Raw genomic sequence first — 16,640 nt, forward strand, 5'->3', positions numbered from 1 at the left:
GGGGGTGACGAAGCTGTGACTGCCGAAAACATCGTCGGCCTGATCGTTGCCGTCGCCCTGCTGGGCTATCTGGTCCTCGCCCTCATCTACCCGGAGAGGTTCTGAGCACCGATATGAGCCCCGTTCTCGCTGGTGTACTCCAGCTCCTCGCGCTGATAGTGGCGCTCGGCCTGGCCTATCGTCCCCTGGGGGACTACATGGCCAGGGTCTACTCCTCCGACAAGCACCTGCGCGTCGAGAAGTGGATCTACAAGGGCATCGGCGCCAACCCGAACACCGAGATGCGCTGGATGGCGTACCTCCGCGGTGTGCTGGCCTTCTCGGCCGTGAGTGTCCTGTTCCTGTATCTGCTGCAGCGCTTCCAGGGCAGCCTGCCGGGTTCGCTCGGCTTCACGTCGATCGATCCGGACCAGGCGTTCAACACGGCCGCGTCGTTCGTCGCGAACACCAACTGGCAGTCGTACTACGGCGAGCAGGCCATGGGCCACGTCGTGCAGACGGCCGGCCTGGCGGTGCAGAACTTCGTCTCCGCGGCCGTCGGCATCGCCGTCGCGGTGGCGCTGGTGCGCGGCTTCGCGCGCTCCCGCACGGGTGAGCTCGGCAACTTCTGGTCGGACCTGGTGCGCGGCACGATCCGTGTCCTGATCCCGATCTCCGTGGTCGGCGCGATCGTCCTCGTGGCGTGCGGCGCGATCCAGAACTTCTCCGGGATTCATTCCGTGGGTCAGTTCATGGGCGGCTCGCAGCAGTGGAACGGCGGCGCGGTCGCCTCGCAGGAGGCGATCAAGGAGCTGGGCACCAACGGCGGCGGTTACTTCAACGCCAACAGCGCCCACCCCTTCGAGAACCCCAACGGGTTCACGAACCTCTTCGAGATCTTCCTGATCCTCGTCATCCCGTTCGCTCTCACGCGCACCTTCGGCCGCATGGTCGGTTCCCTGAAGCAGGGCTACGCGATTCTCGCCACGATGGCGACGATCTGGATCGGGTTCACGGCTTTGATGATGTGGACGGAGTTCCACCACGGCGGCCCGGCGTTCGATATCGCGGGCGGCGCGATGGAGGGCAAGGAGAACCGCTTCGGGGTCGGCGGTTCGTCGATCTTCGCGGTGGCCACCACCCTCACCTCGACCGGGGCGGTGGATTCGTTCCACTCCTCGTTCACGGGGTTCGGCGGCGGCATCACGATGCTGGGCATGCAGCTGGGTGAGATCGCTCCGGGTGGCACCGGTTCGGGGCTTTACGGCATGCTGATCATGGCGATCATCGCGGTGTTCATCGCGGGTCTGATGGTCGGCCGTACGCCCGAGTACCTGGGCAAGAAGATCGGCACCCGCGAGATCAAGTTCGCGGCCTGCTACATCCTCATCACCCCGGCGCTCGTGCTCGTCTTCACGGCGATCTCGATGGCGCTGCCGACCCCGCCGAACTCGATGCTCAACTCCGGCGCGCACGGGTTCTCCGAGATCCTCTACGCGTACACGTCGGGTGCGAACAACAACGGTTCGGCGTTCGCCGGTCTGAGCGCGGACACGCAGTGGTTCAACACCACGATCGGCCTCGCGATGCTGCTGGGCCGCTTCCTGCCGATGGTGTTCGTCCTCGCCCTCGCAGGCTCGCTCGCCGAGCAGCAGCCCATCCCTGCCACGGCCGGCACCCTGCGCACCGAGAAGCCGCTGTTCACCGGGCTGCTCGTCGGCACGATTCTGATCATCACCGGCCTGACCTACTTCCCGGCCCTCGCGCTGGGCCCGCTGGCCGAGGGGCTGGCGTCATGACCACTCGTATAGCGAAGACCCGTACAGAAAACGACGAGGACGCGATGTCCACAGCCACTCCGACCCGGGCGCCCCACAGCGATGTGCCGACCGGTCACAAGGACGAAGGACGTGTCGGCGCGGGTCTGTTCGACCCGAAGCAACTGCTGAAGTCGCTGCCGGACGCCTGCCGCAAGCTCGATCCGCGCGTCATGGTCAAGTCGCCCGTGATGTTCGTGGTGCTCGTCGGCTCGGTCCTGACGACCGTGTTCTCCTTCAAGGACCCGAGCGACTGGTTCGGCTGGGCGATCAGCGCCTGGCTGTGGCTCACGGTGATCTTCGCGAACCTGGCGGAGGCGGTGGCCGAGGGCCGCGGCAAGGCGCAGGCGGACACGTTGCGCAAGGCCAAGACCGACACCGTCGCGCGCCGCCTGTCCAAGGACGGCAAGGCCGAGGAGCAGGTGCCGGGCACAGCCTTGACCATCGGCGACCTGGTGGTGTGCGAGGCGGGCGACATCATCCCCGGCGACGGTGACGTCGTCGAAGGCGTCGCCTCCGTGGACGAGTCGGCGATCACCGGTGAGTCCGCGCCCGTCATCCGCGAGTCCGGCGGCGACCGGTCCGCGGTCACCGGCGGTACGAAGGTCCTCTCCGACCGCATTGTCATCAAGATCACGACGAAGCCCGGCGAGACGTTCATCGACCGCATGATTGCTCTGGTCGAGGGCGCGGCCCGCCAGAAGACGCCCAACGAGATCGCGCTGAACATTCTTCTCGCGTCTCTGACCATCGTCTTCCTGCTGGCCGTCGCCACTCTGCCGCCGTTCGCGGACTACGCGGGCAAGCACCTCAGCATGGTCGTCCTGGTGGCCCTCCTCGTCTGCCTCATCCCGACGACGATCGGCGCACTGCTCTCGGCGATCGGCATCGCGGGCATGGACCGCCTGGTCCAGCGCAACGTCCTCGCCATGTCCGGCCGGGCGGTCGAGGCCGCCGGCGACGTCTCCACGCTGCTGCTCGACAAGACGGGCACCATCACGCTCGGCAACCGGCAGGCCTCCGAGTTCGTGCCGGTGACCGGCACCCGCGAGGCAGAGGTCGCGGATGCCGCGCAGCTGTCCTCGCTGGCAGACGAGACCCCCGAAGGCCGCTCGATCGTGGTCCTGGCGAAGGAGAAGTACGGGCTGCGTGAACGCCACCAGGGTGAGCTGGCCGGCGCCGAATGGATCGCGTTCACCGCCCAGACCCGCATGTCGGGAGTGGACGTCGACGGGCGCAAGATCCGCAAGGGTGCGGCCGGTTCGGTCACCACCTGGGTCAAGGAGCAGGGTGGCCGGGTCTCCGACGACGCGGACACCCTGGCCAACCGGATCTCTGAGGCGGGCGGCACCCCGCTGCTGGTCGCTGTCGAGGACGACAAGGGTGCCCGCGTACTGGGTGTCATCCACCTCAAGGACGTCGTCAAGGACGGCATGCGGGAGCGGTTCGCCGAGCTGCGCCGCATGGGCATCAAGACCGTCATGATCACCGGCGACAACCCGCTGACGGCCAAGGCCATCGCGGACGAGGCGGGCGTCGACGACTTCCTCGCGGAGGCCACTCCCGAGGACAAGATGGCTCTCATCAAGCGGGAGCAGGCGGGCGGAAAGCTGGTCGCGATGACCGGCGACGGCACGAACGACGCCCCCGCGCTCGCGCAGGCCGATGTCGGCGTGGCCATGAACACGGGTACGTCGGCGGCCAAAGAGGCCGGCAACATGGTCGACCTCGACTCCAACCCGACCAAGCTCATCGAGATCGTCGAGATCGGCAAGCAACTCCTCATCACCCGGGGCGCGTTGACGACGTTCTCCATCGCCAACGACGTCGCGAAGTACTTCGCGATCATCCCGGCGCTGTTCGCGGCGGTCTACCCGGGCCTGGACAAGCTGAACATCATGCAGTTGTCCTCGCCCGACTCCGCGATCCTGTCCGCGGTCATCTTCAACGCGCTCATCATCATCGCGCTCGTACCCCTCGCCCTGAAGGGCGTGCAGTACCGGCCGGTGAGCGCCGACAAGCTGCTGCGACGCAACCTCGGGATCTACGGCCTCGGCGGTCTGATCGCGCCGTTCATCGGCATCAAGATCATCGACGTACTCATCTCTCTCATCCCCGGAATCGGCTGATCACGATGAACAACTCAGTGGCAAACACAGGTCGGTTGCTGTGGGCGGGACTGCGTGCGCTGCTCGTCCTGACCGTCGTCTGCGGCGTGATCTACCCCCTCGCCGTGACCGGCGTCGCGCAGGCCGTCTTCCATAACAAGGCCAACGGCTCCGAGATCAAGTCCGAGGGCAAGGTCGTCGGCTCGTCTCTCATCGGCCAGCGCTACGACCTGCCGCTCAAGAAGGGTCAGGAGACCGCGGAACCCGACCTCAAGTGGTTCCAGCCGCGCCCCTCCAACGGACTGGGGACCAACAGCGTCAACACCCAGTACAAGCTGATCCTGTCCGGAGCCACCAACCTGTCCGGCGACAACAAGGACCTCATCGACCAGGTCGAGGCCGCACAGAAGGCCGTCATCAAGGACAACTCCACGGCCACCTACAAGGTGAGGAAGGCGGATGTGCCGGCCGACGCCGTCACCTCCTCCGGCTCCGGTCTCGACCCCGACATCTCCCCGGACTACGCCGACCTCCAGGTCCACCGCATCGCGGAGAGGAACCACCTCTCCGTCGCCCAGGTGCAGAAGTTGGTCGACGAGCACACCGACAGCCGGATCCTCGGCTTCATGGGCGAGCCCCGCGTCAACGTCCTCGAACTCAACGTCGCACTCAAGGAACTTGTGGCGAAGAGCTGATGGCCTTATGCGCACCACGCGGGAGTTGGCGTACGGGGCGACACCCCCGATGCGTCAACTCCCGTAGCCATGAAACAGGTTCCGCAGGCTCCGGCCTTCCGTACAAGAGGAAAGGCGCACACCGATGACTCGGGTGCTGGTGGTGGAGGACGATCCTCAGCTCGTCCGGGCCCTCGTGATCAACCTGCAGGCCCGCCAATACGGAGTGGACCCGGCGCCCGACGGAGCCACCGCACTGCGCCTTGCCGCCGCGCGCCAGCCCGACGCGGTCGTACTCGACCTGGGCCTGCCCGACATGGACGGCACGGACGTCATCAAGGCCCTGCGCGGCTGGACCCGTGTACCGATCCTGGTGCTCTCCGCCCGCCGCGCTTCCGACGAGAAGGTGGCGGCGCTCGACGCGGGCGCTGACGACTACATCACCAAACCGTTCAGCATGGACGAACTGCTGGCCCGGCTGCGGGCGGCCGTCCGCCGGACCGAGGCCGCTCCGCTCGCCCCGGACATCGTCCTCGTCACGACCGATGAATTCACCATCGACCTGCTCGCGAAGAAGGCCAGCCGAGGTGGACACGACGTACGCCTCACCCCGACCGAATGGCACTTGCTGGAGATCCTGGTCACCAACCCCGGGCGACTCATCACGCAGAAGTACCTTCTCCAGGAGGTCTGGGGCGCGTCCCAGAGCAACAAGACGAACTATCTGCGCGTCTATATGGCCCAGTTGCGCCGCAAACTGGAGATGGACCCCGCCCACCCGCGCTACCTCATCACCGAGCCCGGCATGGGATACCGCTTCGAGAGCTGAAGCGAGCTTTCGTGAACCGGCCCCAGCACTCCCACGGCCTCCGCCCGTAGAGACGAAGAGACGAGAAGATGGCACGCGGCAAGCTTCGGATATACCTCGGTGCGGCACCGGGCGTCGGAAAGACCTACGCGATGTTGTCCGAGGCGCACCGTCGCGTCGAGCGGGGGACCGACTGTGTGGTCGGCTTCGTGGAGCACCACGACCGGCCGCGCACCGAGGTGATGCTGCACGGCCTGGAGCAGGTCGTTCGCAAGGAGCTGGAATACCGGGGCGGCGTCTTCACCGAGATGGATGTCGACGCGGTGCTCGCCAGGCGCCCCCAGGTGGCCCTGGTCGATGAGCTCGCGCACACCAACATCCCCGGCTCGCGCAACGACAAGCGCTGGCAGGACGTCGAGGAACTGCTTGCGGCCGGCATCGACGTCATCTCTACGGTCAACATCCAGCACCTGGAGTCGCTCGGCGACGTCGTCGAGTCCATCACGGGTATCCGGCAGCGCGAGACCGTCCCCGACGAGGTCGTGCGACGGGCCGACCAGATCGAACTGGTCGACATGTCGCCGCCAGCCCTGCGTCGGCGGATGGCGCACGGAAACATCTACAAGCCCGACAAGGTCGACGCGGCGCTGTCGAACTACTTCCGCCCCGGGAACCTGACCGCGCTGCGCGAGCTGGCCCTGCTGTGGGTGGCGGACCGGGTCGACGCCTATCTGACGGAGTACCGCAGCGAGCACCAGGTCTCGAAGATCTGGGGCTCGCGCGAGCGGATCGTCGTGGGTCTGACCGGTGGCCCCGAGGGCCGTACGCTGATCCGCCGGGCCGCGCGGCTCGCGGAGAAGGGCGCGGGCGGTGAGGTACTGGCCGTCTACATCGCCCGCAGCGACGGTCTGACCTCCGCGTCACCGAAGGAGCTGGTGGTCCAGCGGACCCTCGTGGAGGACCTGGGCGGGACCTTCCACCACGTCATCGGGGACGACGTCCCGACCGCACTCCTGGACTTCGCGCGCGGAGTCAACGCCACCCAGATCGTCCTCGGGGTGTCCCGCCGCAAGGGGTGGCAGTACGTCTTCGGGCCGGGCGTCGGCGCCACCGTCGCCCGGGACTCGGGCCCGGACCTGGACGTCCACCTGATCACGCACGACGAGGCGGGCAAGGGGCGTGGTCTGCCGGTCGCCCGGAGTGCGCGCCTCGGCCGGTCCCGGGTCATCTGGGGCTGGCTGGCCGGTGTGGCCGGCCCCGCCCTCCTCACTCTGCTCCTCACCGGTGTCGCCCCCGAAGTCGGCCTGGCCAACGACATGCTGCTGTTCCTCGCGCTGACGGTGGCCGCGGCCCTGCTGGGCGGGCTCTACCCGGCGCTCGCATCGGCACTTGTGGGGTCCCTGCTGCTGAACTGGTTCTTCACCCCACCCGTACACACCCTGACCATCGCCGATCCCAAGAACGTCGTCGCGATCGCGATCTTCGTCGGTGTCGCCGTGTCGGTGGCCTCCGTGGTGGACCTCGCCGCCCGGCGTACTCATCAGGCGGCCCGGCTGCGAGCCGAGTCGGAGATCCTCTCCTTCCTGGCGGGCAGTGTGCTGCGCGGAGAGACCAGCCTGGAGGCTCTGCTCGAACGGGTGCGGGAGACCTTCGGGATGGAGTCGGTGGCGCTGCTGGAGCGGGCCGGCGACGTGGATCCGTGGACCTGTGCGGGCAGCGTGGGTACGGGCGCGGTGGTCCAGCGTCCCGAGGACGCGGACGTGGACATGCCGGTCGGTGACCGCATGGCGCTGGCGCTGTCCGGGCGAGTGCTGCCGGCAGAGGACCGGCGGGTCCTGGCCGCTTTCGCCGCCCAGGCCGCCGTGGTCCTGGACCGTCAGCGGCTGCAGTCCCAGGCCGACCAGTCCCGCACGCTGGCCGAGGGCAACCGTATCCGCACCGCGCTGCTGGCCGCCGTCAGCCACGACCTGCGCACGCCACTGGCCGGAATCAAGGCAGCGGTCTCCTCGCTGAGGTCCGACGACGTGGCATGGTCCGAGGAGGACCATGCGGAATTGCTCGAGGGTATCGAGGACGGTGCCGACCGCCTCGACCACCTGGTGGGCAACTTGCTGGACATGTCCCGGCTGCAGACCGGCACGGTCACTCCGCTGGTCCGCGAGATCGACCTCGACGAGGTGGTGCCGATGGCGCTCGGCGGCGTTCCTGAGGGCAGCGTGGAGCTGGAGATCCCGGAGACCCTGCCGATGGTCACCGTTGACCCGGGCCTTCTTGAGCGGTCGGTCGCCAACCTCGTTGAGAACGCGGTGAAGTACAGCCGCTCCGGCGAGCGGGTCCTGGTGTCCGCGAGCGCCATCGCCGACCGGGTGGAGGTACGGGTGGTGGACCGCGGCCCCGGCGTCCCCGACGAGGCCAAGGACCGGATCTTCGAGCCCTTCCAGCGCTACGGCGACGCCCCCGGCGGGGCGGGCGTCGGCCTCGGCCTCGCGGTCGCCCGCGGCTTCGCCGAGGCGATGGGCGGGACACTCGGCGCGGAGGACACCCCAGGCGGTGGCCTCACCATGGTCCTCACCCTGCCGACCGCGTCCGGCCTTCAGCCGGCCGGCCCCGACCTTCCCGCGACCACCGCCTCCTAGCCGCCAAGGGCCCGGTCACGCGGCCCTAAGGCACCTACAGCGCCACTCGGCACAGGGATTCCCTGTCGCAGTGTGCGGCCTTGGCGCGTCCTTGACGCGCCTCGCCGTAAGGCCCGATGACACTGGCCTCGCACGGCTCCCATACTGCTGCACCTGCACCGCGAGGTCCCCCATGACGTTCGGCTTGGCCCGCCGCGAACTGCGGCCGAGAGTTCCGTTGCAGCCCGGGGAGGGCGAACGCCACCACCTGACCAGTATCGAGGGGCTCGCCGCGCTCTCCCTGGACGCGCTGAGTTCGGTCGCATACGGACCCGAGGCGATCGTGCTCGTCCTGATCGCGGCCGGTACCGGGGCCCTGACCGCCACGCTGCCGGTGACGCTGGTCATCGCCGCACTGCTGGCGGTGCTCGTCGTGTCGTACGGCCAAGTGATCGCCGTTCACCCGGACGGTGGTGGCGCCTACGCGGTGGCCAAGAAGGATCTCGGTCCCAGGACGAGCTACCTCGCGGCGGCCAGTCTCGTCGTGGACTATGTGCTGACCGTGACCGTCAGCCTGGCGGCGGGCGCGGCCAGTCTCGCCTCCGCGTTTCCTTCGCTCGGCTCATATCTGCTCGAAATCTGTCTCGCCGGGCTCGCGCTGCTCACCCTCGTGAATCTACGAGGCGTGGCGGAGAGCGCCAGGGTGCTGATGCTGCCCACCGTGCTGTTCATCGTGAGCATCCTCGGCATCATCGTCCTCGGTCTGCTGCGAAGCCACCCCGCGGAGGTCGTGGGCACCGCCCAACCCGTCCATGCCACCGACGCGTTGGGGGTACTTCTGCTCCTGAAGGCATTCTCCTCCGGCTGCTCGGCGCTGACCGGTGTGGAGGCCATCGCCAACGGCGTGCCTGCCTTTCGCGAGCCACGCGTGAAGCGGGCACAGCGCACCGAGCTGATGCTGGGCGCGCTGCTCGGGCTGATGCTGATCGGGCTGGCCGTACTGATCCGCCGTGACCATGTGGCTCCGCGCGGCGGAGTGACCGTTCTCGCGCAGCTCACGGCCGGCTCGTACGGGACGGGCTGGCCGTACTACGCGACCAATCTCATTGTCACCCTTGCGCTCGCGTTCGCCGCGAACACGAGTTTCGGCGGCCTACCGGTCCTGATGAGCCTGCTCGCCAAGGACCACCGGCTGCCGCATCTCTTCGGGCTGCGCACGGAACGCCCCGTCTATCGGTGGGGAGTTGTGGCCCTCGCCGTGCTCGCGGCTCTGCTGCTGATCGCCGTGAACGCGGACACACACCGCATGATCCCGCTGTTCGCGATCGGTGTGTTCATCGGCTTCACCATCAGCCAGATCGGGCTCGTACGGCACTGGACGGCGCAGCGCCCGCCCGGCTGGCTGCGGCGTGCGGTGCTCAACGGGGTCGGCGCGGTACTGACCGCAGTGGCGCTCATCGTCCTGCTGGCCACCAAGTTCCTGGAGGGGGCCTGGGTGGTGGTCGTCGCGGTGCCGCTGCTGATGCTGTTGTTCGCCCGCGTCCAGCGCTACTACACGGCGGTCGGCCGGGAGCTGGGGCTCGGGGAGGTGCCGCCTCCGGTGCGTGTCACCGACTCCCTCGTGATCGTGCCGGTCGGCGAGGTCAGCAAACTCACCCAGCTCGCGCTGACGGCCGCCCGCGCCCTCGGCCACGATGTCGTCGCCGTCGCCGTGCACGGCGACCCCGCCAAGGCCCGTGCCTTGCAGGAGAGTTGGGCGCGCTGGCAGCCCGGCGTCCGACTGGAGATCATCGACAGTCCGCATCGTTCTCTCGTGCAGCCCATCGTCGACTACGTCCTGCGGGCGGCGGAGGGAGGACGGCAGATCGCCGTCCTCATTCCCGAGGTGGAGCCCCTCCACCGCCGCTACCAGATCCTCCAGAACCAGCGCGGCCTCCTGCTCGCGGCCGCACTGAGGGCCCGTACCGACGTCGTGGTGTGTGTCGTGCCGTACCGGCTGTGCATCTGAATGCCCATACGCCGAGCGGTGTCCGCCTGGACAAGCCTCGGCGGAAAGCGCATCCATGCGGACGGACACGGGACTTGGGCCGCCTACAGGCCTACGTCCCTGCGGCTCATGTCGTCCATCGATTCACGGCGTACGAGGACGCGAGCGATGCCGTCGGACACCGCGACGACGGGCGGGCGGCCGACGAGGTTGTAACCGGAGGCCATGGACAGGTGATAGGCGCCGGCCGCGGGTACGGCGAGGAGATCACCGGGCCGCACGTCACCAGGGAGCGCCACCTCGTCCGCCAGGATGTCGCCCGCTTCGCAGTGCCGGCCCACGACGGTCATCAGCCGCGGTGGGGCGCTGGAGGGGCGGCCGATGAGCCGCGGCGCGTAACGCACCCCGTACAGCGCGGGCCTGGGGTTGTCGCTCATGCCGCCATCGACGGCGACGAAGGTGCGGTCCCCGGTGCGTTTGACGGCGAGGACCCGGTAGACGGCGACCCCGGCCGGTCCTACGATCGCGCGGCCCGGCTCCAGGGTGAGCCGCGGCACGGGCAACCCGGCCCGTGCGCAGCCGTCCTCGAGCTCGGCGCGGATGCGTCCTGCCAGGACACCGACGTTCATGCTCTCCTCGCCGGGCCGGTAGGCGATGGCGTGTCCGCCGCCGATGTTCAGCTGGGGGAGGACGACGTTGTGCTGGTCGCGGATCCTGGCCATCAGCCCGACCACACGCCGTACCGCCGCGACGTACGGCTTCACGGCAGCGATCTGCGACCCGATGTGGCAGTGCAGGCCTACGAGTTCGAGATGAGGCTGGTCGATTATCCGGGCGACGGCATGCTGCGCGGATCCGTCCGTGATGGACAGTCCGAACTTCTGGTCGTCGGTGCCGGTGCGGATCTTGGTGTGCCCGCCGGCCGCGATGCCGGGCACCACGCGCACCATGACTTTCTGGCGGGTGCCGGTGGGTGTGAGCGCGGCAAGACGCGCTATCTCCGAGGCGCTGTCCACGGCGATGCGTCCGACCCCGAGGCGGAGAGCGGTGCGCAGGTCGTCGGGGCTCTTGGCGTTGCCGTGCATCACGATCTTCTCCGGGGGGAAGCCGGTGGTGACGGCGAGCGCGAGCTCCCCGGCGGAGCACACGTCGAGGCCCAGCCCCTCTTCCTGCACCCAGTGCGCCATTGCGCGGCACAGGAACGCCTTGGCCGCGTAGACGACGTCGGCGTCGGGGAACGCCGTGCGGTACGTGCGGCAACGTGTTCGAACCTCCCGCTCGTCGAGTACGTAGACGGGGGTGCCGAAGCGCTCGGCCGCCTCGGTCAGGGAGACCCCGCCGACGGAGACGTCTCCGTCGGCCTCGAGGCGGGTGGAGCGGGGCCAGACCGACAGACCGTCGGTGTCGCCCAGGAGCCGGGACAGTTCCTGGGCATCCGAGGGCACCGATGACGGAAGGGAGGCCGCGCGGGGCGGCGAAACGGGGACTGACATGGAGCCTCCTCAGCCGATCAGCAGGTTCAGACACGTGACGACGGCGGCGGCGCCGGTCACCCGCAGGGCGCCGACATGCTGGGGATGCCAGCGGCGCCAGGAGTTCTCACGCTCACGGATCGCTGCCGTGGTGCGGTCGGCCGCCGGAGCTGAGAACGGTGGGTCGACGGTGAGGGCCGTGACGCCCAGTGGCGCGGCGAGTGCACGCAACGCTGGTTCGGAGAGCCTGATGCTGGCCTGGTCCGTGCCCAGAGTGGCGGCGAGCTTGGCCGCCGACGTGAATCCGACGGCCGTGCGGCCACCCAGCGGTGTTCGGAAGAACCGGGCCGTACAGCCCGCGGGCCCCGACCGGACAGGGACGTGGAGAAGTCCGGCCGGGACCGGTTCAGCGGGCTCTGGGTCCTCGGAATACTCGACTGGAGACATGGTGCTGCTCCTCGAAGAAGGCGACGTGCGCAGTCCGGCGGAATCTGCCCGGGCGCTGCATTGAAGCTATGCCCGCCTGGCCGGGGACAGGCCACCACGCTGACGGATACCTGACGTGAAACCCCGTACCCATAACGCGATGCTGATGGCGAACGGCACTCCGGGTCAGCGATGCACTGATGTTCTTGGGCAGCGCCGCCAGGACTGAGGGGGCGGACTTGCGGTGGGACATACAGGCAGGCAGGAACGTGCCCCGCCCGCTCAGGACCTGTCGTTCGTCAGCTCCCGCGTATCGATCGGCAGACGCAGGCTGATGCGTCGGTGGACGGAATTGAGTTCTCTCTGCAGAGGCGAGGGCGCTACGGCCAGTACCGGGCAGGTGGCGTGTGCGACGCAGTACCTGGCGACCGATGGGAACAGAGCGCGGCGCATCCTGCCACGGCACCCCGCGCCGATCACGATGAGGTCGTCGACGCGGTCGGCGGTCTCAGTCAGTGCGCGCCCCGGTGCGCCCCGTACGACAAGGCCCTGGAAGGGAACCCTGGGCCCTGCGTCGCCGAACGCCGTGCGCAGCGCGGAGAGAAGTCGATCCGCCGCGTCCTTACGGAAGTCGGCGACTGGTGACGGGAACGGAGAGCGCCGGTGAGCGAGTTCACCGCCGGGAGGCTCCCAGGCCAGTACCGCCAGCAGCTCGCAATGGTGACGACGGGCCTCGTCTGCTGCTCGGTGCAGCGCCGCCAGGCTCCCCAGCGAACCACTCACTCCAGCAATGATGCGTCGCCTCTCGGCTTTGCGCATAGTCGATCACCCCTCGGCATGCACCCACACAGACATGACAGCCATCCGAGTTCCATCGAAGGGCCCGGGGCGCTGCATGGCGACACTCTTGGCGACTACCTGATGTCGGGCGGAGGGTTGATAACACTCTCCTGACGCCGCGCGTTGTCCGCCAGGTACTCGCGACCGAACCCGATGCGCTGCGTCGGTCCTGAGATACGGGCGTACTCCCGTGACGTCGCCGACCAGCTGGCCCGTGCCACCGAGTTACTCCGCGGCACGCCTGTGGGACGGCGCCCTCGCCGTCGTCACCACGCCCGGCTTCTACGAGATCAAGCGCGGCCGCACTGTCGGCCCGCTCTTCGACTGAGACGGAAATCCCCTCCATCTGCCGACCGGGGCGCGTTGCCCGATCGGAGCGTGACAGGGTGGACCGACCGGTGCGGTGGGCAGAAGCATCGCGGCCTTTTCGGTGCGACAGCCGGTGCCGTGGCGGCGCGGGTCTCCTGCGACGGCCGGCCGGCCGCCGGCGCACACAACCGCTGAACTTCGTGCCGGGCGACGCCGTGGTGAACGCCGCGCGGCCTGGGCCTGTGCCACTCCGCCCGCGTCCAGGTACGCGGTCTGCACCGCCCATGGCGGCGGCTGGTAATCGCCGGGCTCGTAAGGGCAGTTCGTCCGGTTCGGATCCGGGTTCCGACTCTTCGGTGTCTCAGTGCGGCCATCGTTGCCTTCGCTGCCGCTGCGGAAGATTTCAAGTCCGGTGAGACAGTCGTGACGCTGTGAAGTCCGTGGGGGCTTCCCAACCCTGGCCGGGTCGTTGATCCACGTTGTGTTACGCCATGCCGCCACCTGTGTGCCATAGCGGCGCGGGCGCCCGCTGTCGGGCTCGGAACGTCATCACTGCAGGTGGGCAGGCGTAAGCGATCCGGCATCGGCCGCACCGGGCCCTGCGTCAGGCCGCTCCCCTCCGCTCGCTGCCCGAACCGATCACCGAACCAGGGCAGATCCCGCGTCTGGACATCCGCCGAAAAGATCGGCTCGGCGGCACTCTCCACGCGTACGAACATGCCGCTTGACCAGCACGGATGATGTATCGGCACCCACAACGAAGGCGTCACGCAGCCACTGCCCGAACGCGGCCAGTCGATGTCGCGCGTCGTGCGGGGCGGCCGGGATTGGCCGCTTCGCTGGTATCCGCCGTGGATTCGGTCCACCCGACGCCTCAACAACGCCTCCGCCTCACCGAGTTCAGAAGACAAGTCGTCTGGGCACCAGACCGCCTCCGCCGACGGTGGCCTGTTGGCGGGGGCGGTCATCTGCTGCGTCGGATCAGCGGGGACGTTGCTTACCGTCTGGCGCGAACGGCTGGCTGCGGGCGATCAGCAGGGCGACGTCGTCGTGGTCGTCGGGCAGCCGGAGATCGTGCAGGAGCCGGTCGCAGGTTTCTTCCAGAGGGCAGTCGAGTGCTTCCAGAACGCGCAGGAGCGTGTCGAGGCGCTCGTCGATGGGGTGGTGGCGCGTTTCGACCAGTCCGTCGGTGTAGAGGATCAGCTGGTCACCCGGGTCGAGGCTGACAGTGGTGGTCTCGAAGGGGACGCCACCCACGCCGAGTGGGGTGCCGGTGGGCACGTCGAGCAGCTGGGGATGCCCGCCGTCGCGGACGAGGACGGGGGGCAGGTGGCCGGCGTTGGCGATGCGGCACTCCCCACGGTGGGGGTCGTAGGCGGCGTAGAGGCAGGTGGCGATGTATGGCTCCAGTCCGGAGGTGATCGTGTCGAGCTGTTCGAGGACGCGAGTGGGGTCGAGGTCGAGGCCGGCGAAGGCGGCGGTCGCGGTGCGCAGACGGCCCATGGTCGCGGCGGCGTCGATACCGCTGCCCATGACGTCGCCCACGACGAGGGCCGTCCGGTCGCCGCCCAGGGGGAGGATGTCGTACCAGTCGCCGCCGATTTCGTAGGCCGCCTGTGCGGGCTGGTACCGGGAAGCGACCTGCAGGCCGGGCAGGTGGGGTGGATGGTGGGGGAGCAGGCTGCGCTGCAGGGTCTCGGCGGCGTTGCGCACGCTCTGGTGGGCGCGGGCGTTGTCGATGCACACCGCGGTGCGGGAGGCCAGTTCGGTGGCGATGGCGAGGTCGTCCTCGTCGAAGGGCCGTGGGTCGCGGGCGCGGGTCAGCCCCAGGAAGCCAAGGACGGTGGCGCGAGCAATGAGCGGGACGGCCATGTAGGAGTGCACTCCGGCGCGGGCCAGCAGCGTTGCGGCGTGGTCGTCGCGGGCGATACATGTCAGGTCGTTTCCGTCGGCGTGCGGGATCAAGATGGGCCGGCCGGTGCGCACACAGCGGGTGGCCACGCGGTCGTCGTCGTACGCGGCGATGTGGCCGGGCGGATCGGCGGCCTGGAGGGCCTCGGTGGGGTGGGCGGCCTTCAGTGCGAGGGCGCGGAAGAACGCGGGACCGGCGCTGGTGCGAGGCCGGTGCTCGTCGATGACGGAGTCGAGCACGTCGACGGAGACCACGTCGGCGAGTTCGGGAACGGTGACGTCGGCCAGCTCCCGGGCGGTCTGTGCGACGTCCAGGGTGGTGCCGATACGGGCGGAGCCGTCGGCGATCAGGGCCAGACGCCGCCGCGTCGCGGTCGCCTCCTTGGCCGATTGGTAACGCTCGGTGACGTCCGTGACAAGTTCGGCCACCCCGAGCACGCGGCCCTGGGTGTCTTCGAGCCGGTAGACCGAGATCGTCCAGGCGTGCAGGCGCGGTGCCGGGTCGGCCGGGCTGTGGCCGACGATGGTGGACTGGTCGATCAGGGGCATCCCGTTGTCGAGGACCTGCCGCATCGCGGCTTCGGGCATCTCGAACTTCGCAGCTTTCATGATCTCGCGGTAGTGGCGGCCGAGGTGGTCTTTCGCGGGGATGCCGTGCATCTGCTCCATCGCGGGGTTGACGGCCATGTACCGCAGGTCGGAGTCGAAGATTGCGATTCCGATGGGGGACTGGGAGATCAGCCGGGTGGAGAGGGCTACGTCCCGCTCCACCTCGCGCAGTGTGGGCGCGTCGGTGCCCAGCCCAAGCGCGTAGAAGTCGCCGCGGTCGTCCAGGAGCCGCATGTTGCGCAGCTCCACCAGTCGTGTGCCGCCGTCCTTTCGCCGGACGGGGAACGTGCCATCCCAGCTCCGGCCCGACTCCATGACCTCGGCAAACTTCTTGAGCACCCAGTCGCAGTGCTCCTCGGGGACGAGCAGCTGTGCGGCGTACTGCCCGAGCGCTTCCTCGGCGGTGTAGCCGTACAGCTCCTCGGCCTGCGGACTCCACAGGACGACCCGGCCCTCGGCGTCCAGCAGCACTGCCGCCACTCCCAGAAGGTCCAGCAACCCACTCGGCTGCGATGGTTCGCCGCTCGCTCGGCTGCTGAACACCTGGCTGATGTCGGGGGGAGGCCATTCGGCTTCGCTCATCGCTGGCACTCCTTCCGCCCGCCGACGCCACATGAGCCACCCCTCGGACTGGGGCGCGGCCTGTCTGCGCCTGCCGGCGGCTTCGACTTCCATGGTCACCCAGACCACCGGAGAACACACCCCGTTCGCGTGGCGCGGGCCTGCACGGGAAGGACTGGCGACCTGTCCGAGGCTGTCGGCGGTGACCAGGGCCTCCGCCCCGGTGCGCGTGGCCAGGGCCGAAGCCGCCCGGACCATCAGCCGGCGCCGCGCCATGACCTGGAGGCGGCCCGCACCCGCGATGGCGAGTTGCTTGTGTGCTGTGCCGAGCGCGAGCATGTGCAGACTGTCAGGTGGCTGGAACCGGTTCGGCTCACGGGCCGGTGCGTACGCCCTGTAGACGGACGAGGGATTCGTGTACGGGGCGCCGCTGAAGTGTACGAAATCGCAGACGAGGCCCCGGCGCATGGCGCGGTGGGCGGCGACGGGGGAGTCGTACGACGTGCCGGGCCGGGGCACCGCGG

Annotated in this window: 11 protein-coding genes and 2 pseudogenes; 8 read left to right on the forward strand and 5 right to left on the reverse strand. The window is 68.8% G+C overall.

What is annotated here, in order from left to right:
- Positions 1 to 15: 15 nt before the first annotated feature.
- The 7 genes from kdpF (at position 16) to OHO83_RS39775 (ending at position 10,009) form a co-directional block, all read left to right on the forward strand.
- Positions 16 to 105 carry a K(+)-transporting ATPase subunit F gene (kdpF, locus tag OHO83_RS39745; protein WP_018536030.1) on the forward strand — a complete coding sequence of 30 codons (90 nt, stop codon included), beginning with the start codon at positions 16 to 18 and terminating at the stop codon, positions 103 to 105.
- 8 nt (positions 106 to 113) lie between these two features.
- Positions 114 to 1,778, forward strand: a complete 1,665-nt coding sequence (gene kdpA / locus OHO83_RS39750; protein WP_330280589.1) for a potassium-transporting ATPase subunit KdpA — start codon at positions 114 to 116, stop codon at positions 1,776 to 1,778.
- Complete coding sequence (kdpB, locus tag OHO83_RS39755) at positions 1,775 to 3,925, forward strand: potassium-transporting ATPase subunit KdpB (protein ID WP_330280590.1); 2,151 nt, start codon at positions 1,775 to 1,777, stop codon at positions 3,923 to 3,925. Before kdpA ends, kdpB begins: the two co-directional genes overlap by 4 nt.
- A gap of 5 nt (positions 3,926 to 3,930) precedes the next feature.
- Positions 3,931 to 4,599, forward strand: coding sequence for a potassium-transporting ATPase subunit C (locus tag OHO83_RS39760; RefSeq protein ID WP_329436521.1), 669 nt, complete (start codon positions 3,931 to 3,933; stop codon positions 4,597 to 4,599).
- A gap of 124 nt (positions 4,600 to 4,723) precedes the next feature.
- Positions 4,724 to 5,407, forward strand: coding sequence for a response regulator (locus tag OHO83_RS39765; protein ID WP_330280591.1), 684 nt, complete (start codon positions 4,724 to 4,726; stop codon positions 5,405 to 5,407).
- Positions 5,408 to 5,475: 68 nt separating this feature from the next.
- On the forward strand, positions 5,476 to 8,022 hold the full coding sequence (locus tag OHO83_RS39770) for a sensor histidine kinase (protein ID WP_330280592.1): 2,547 nt from the start codon (positions 5,476 to 5,478) through the stop codon (positions 8,020 to 8,022).
- 172 nt (positions 8,023 to 8,194) lie between these two features.
- Positions 8,195 to 10,009 carry an APC family permease gene (locus OHO83_RS39775; RefSeq protein WP_266666974.1) on the forward strand — a complete coding sequence of 605 codons (1,815 nt, stop codon included), beginning with the start codon at positions 8,195 to 8,197 and terminating at the stop codon, positions 10,007 to 10,009.
- Between the two features lie 83 nt (positions 10,010 to 10,092).
- On the opposite strand, the gene lysA is transcribed toward OHO83_RS39775, so the two are convergent.
- From lysA to OHO83_RS39790, 3 genes are all read right to left on the reverse strand, one after another.
- A complete protein-coding gene (gene lysA / locus OHO83_RS39780) occupies positions 10,093 to 11,481 on the reverse strand; it encodes a diaminopimelate decarboxylase (RefSeq protein WP_329436527.1) in 1,389 nt (462 codons plus the stop codon).
- Between the two features lie 9 nt (positions 11,482 to 11,490).
- Positions 11,491 to 11,907 (reverse strand): SAV_915 family protein, encoded by a 417-nt coding sequence (locus OHO83_RS39785; protein WP_266666970.1) that lies wholly within the window; start codon positions 11,905 to 11,907, stop codon positions 11,491 to 11,493.
- Between the two features lie 261 nt (positions 11,908 to 12,168).
- Positions 12,169 to 12,705, reverse strand: coding sequence for a universal stress protein (locus OHO83_RS39790; RefSeq protein ID WP_330280593.1), 537 nt, complete (start codon positions 12,703 to 12,705; stop codon positions 12,169 to 12,171).
- A gap of 247 nt (positions 12,706 to 12,952) precedes the next feature.
- Here OHO83_RS39790 and OHO83_RS39795 point away from each other — a divergent pair.
- Positions 12,953 to 13,054 (forward strand): annotated as a pseudogene (locus OHO83_RS39795) (disulfide bond formation protein DsbA); the annotation flags it as partial.
- Between the two features lie 962 nt (positions 13,055 to 14,016).
- On the opposite strand, the gene OHO83_RS39805 reads toward OHO83_RS39795, so the two are convergent.
- Both OHO83_RS39805 and OHO83_RS47120 read right to left on the reverse strand, forming a co-directional pair.
- Positions 14,017 to 16,137, reverse strand: coding sequence for a SpoIIE family protein phosphatase (locus tag OHO83_RS39805; RefSeq protein WP_405603767.1), 2,121 nt, complete (start codon positions 16,135 to 16,137; stop codon positions 14,017 to 14,019).
- 165 nt (positions 16,138 to 16,302) lie between these two features.
- Positions 16,303 to 16,635, reverse strand: a pseudogene (locus tag OHO83_RS47120) (tRNA uracil 4-sulfurtransferase ThiI); the annotation flags it as partial.
- Positions 16,636 to 16,640: the final 5 nt, after the last annotated feature.

Origin of the sequence: Streptomyces sp. NBC_00569, from assembly GCF_036345255.1 — a bacterium.
Lineage (GTDB): Bacteria > Actinomycetota > Actinomycetes > Streptomycetales > Streptomycetaceae > Streptomyces.

Coding starts and splice junctions, on each gene's coding strand:
- OHO83_RS39765 (WP_330280591.1), top strand. CDS start 4,724: ATGACTCGGGTGCTGGTGGTGGAGGACGATCCTCAGCTCGTCCGGGCC.
- OHO83_RS39775 (WP_266666974.1), top strand. CDS start 8,195: ATGACGTTCGGCTTGGCCCGCCGCGAACTGCGGCCGAGAGTTCCGTTG.
- kdpA (WP_330280589.1), top strand. CDS start 114: ATGAGCCCCGTTCTCGCTGGTGTACTCCAGCTCCTCGCGCTGATAGTG.
- OHO83_RS39805 (WP_405603767.1), bottom strand. CDS start 16,137: ATGAGCGAAGCCGAATGGCCTCCCCCCGACATCAGCCAGGTGTTCAGC.
- OHO83_RS39760 (WP_329436521.1), top strand. CDS start 3,931: ATGAACAACTCAGTGGCAAACACAGGTCGGTTGCTGTGGGCGGGACTG.
- OHO83_RS39790 (WP_330280593.1), bottom strand. CDS start 12,705: ATGCGCAAAGCCGAGAGGCGACGCATCATTGCTGGAGTGAGTGGTTCG.
- OHO83_RS39770 (WP_330280592.1), top strand. CDS start 5,476: ATGGCACGCGGCAAGCTTCGGATATACCTCGGTGCGGCACCGGGCGTC.
- lysA (WP_329436527.1), bottom strand. CDS start 11,481: ATGTCAGTCCCCGTTTCGCCGCCCCGCGCGGCCTCCCTTCCGTCATCG.
- kdpB (WP_330280590.1), top strand. CDS start 1,775: ATGACCACTCGTATAGCGAAGACCCGTACAGAAAACGACGAGGACGCG.
- OHO83_RS39785 (WP_266666970.1), bottom strand. CDS start 11,907: ATGTCTCCAGTCGAGTATTCCGAGGACCCAGAGCCCGCTGAACCGGTC.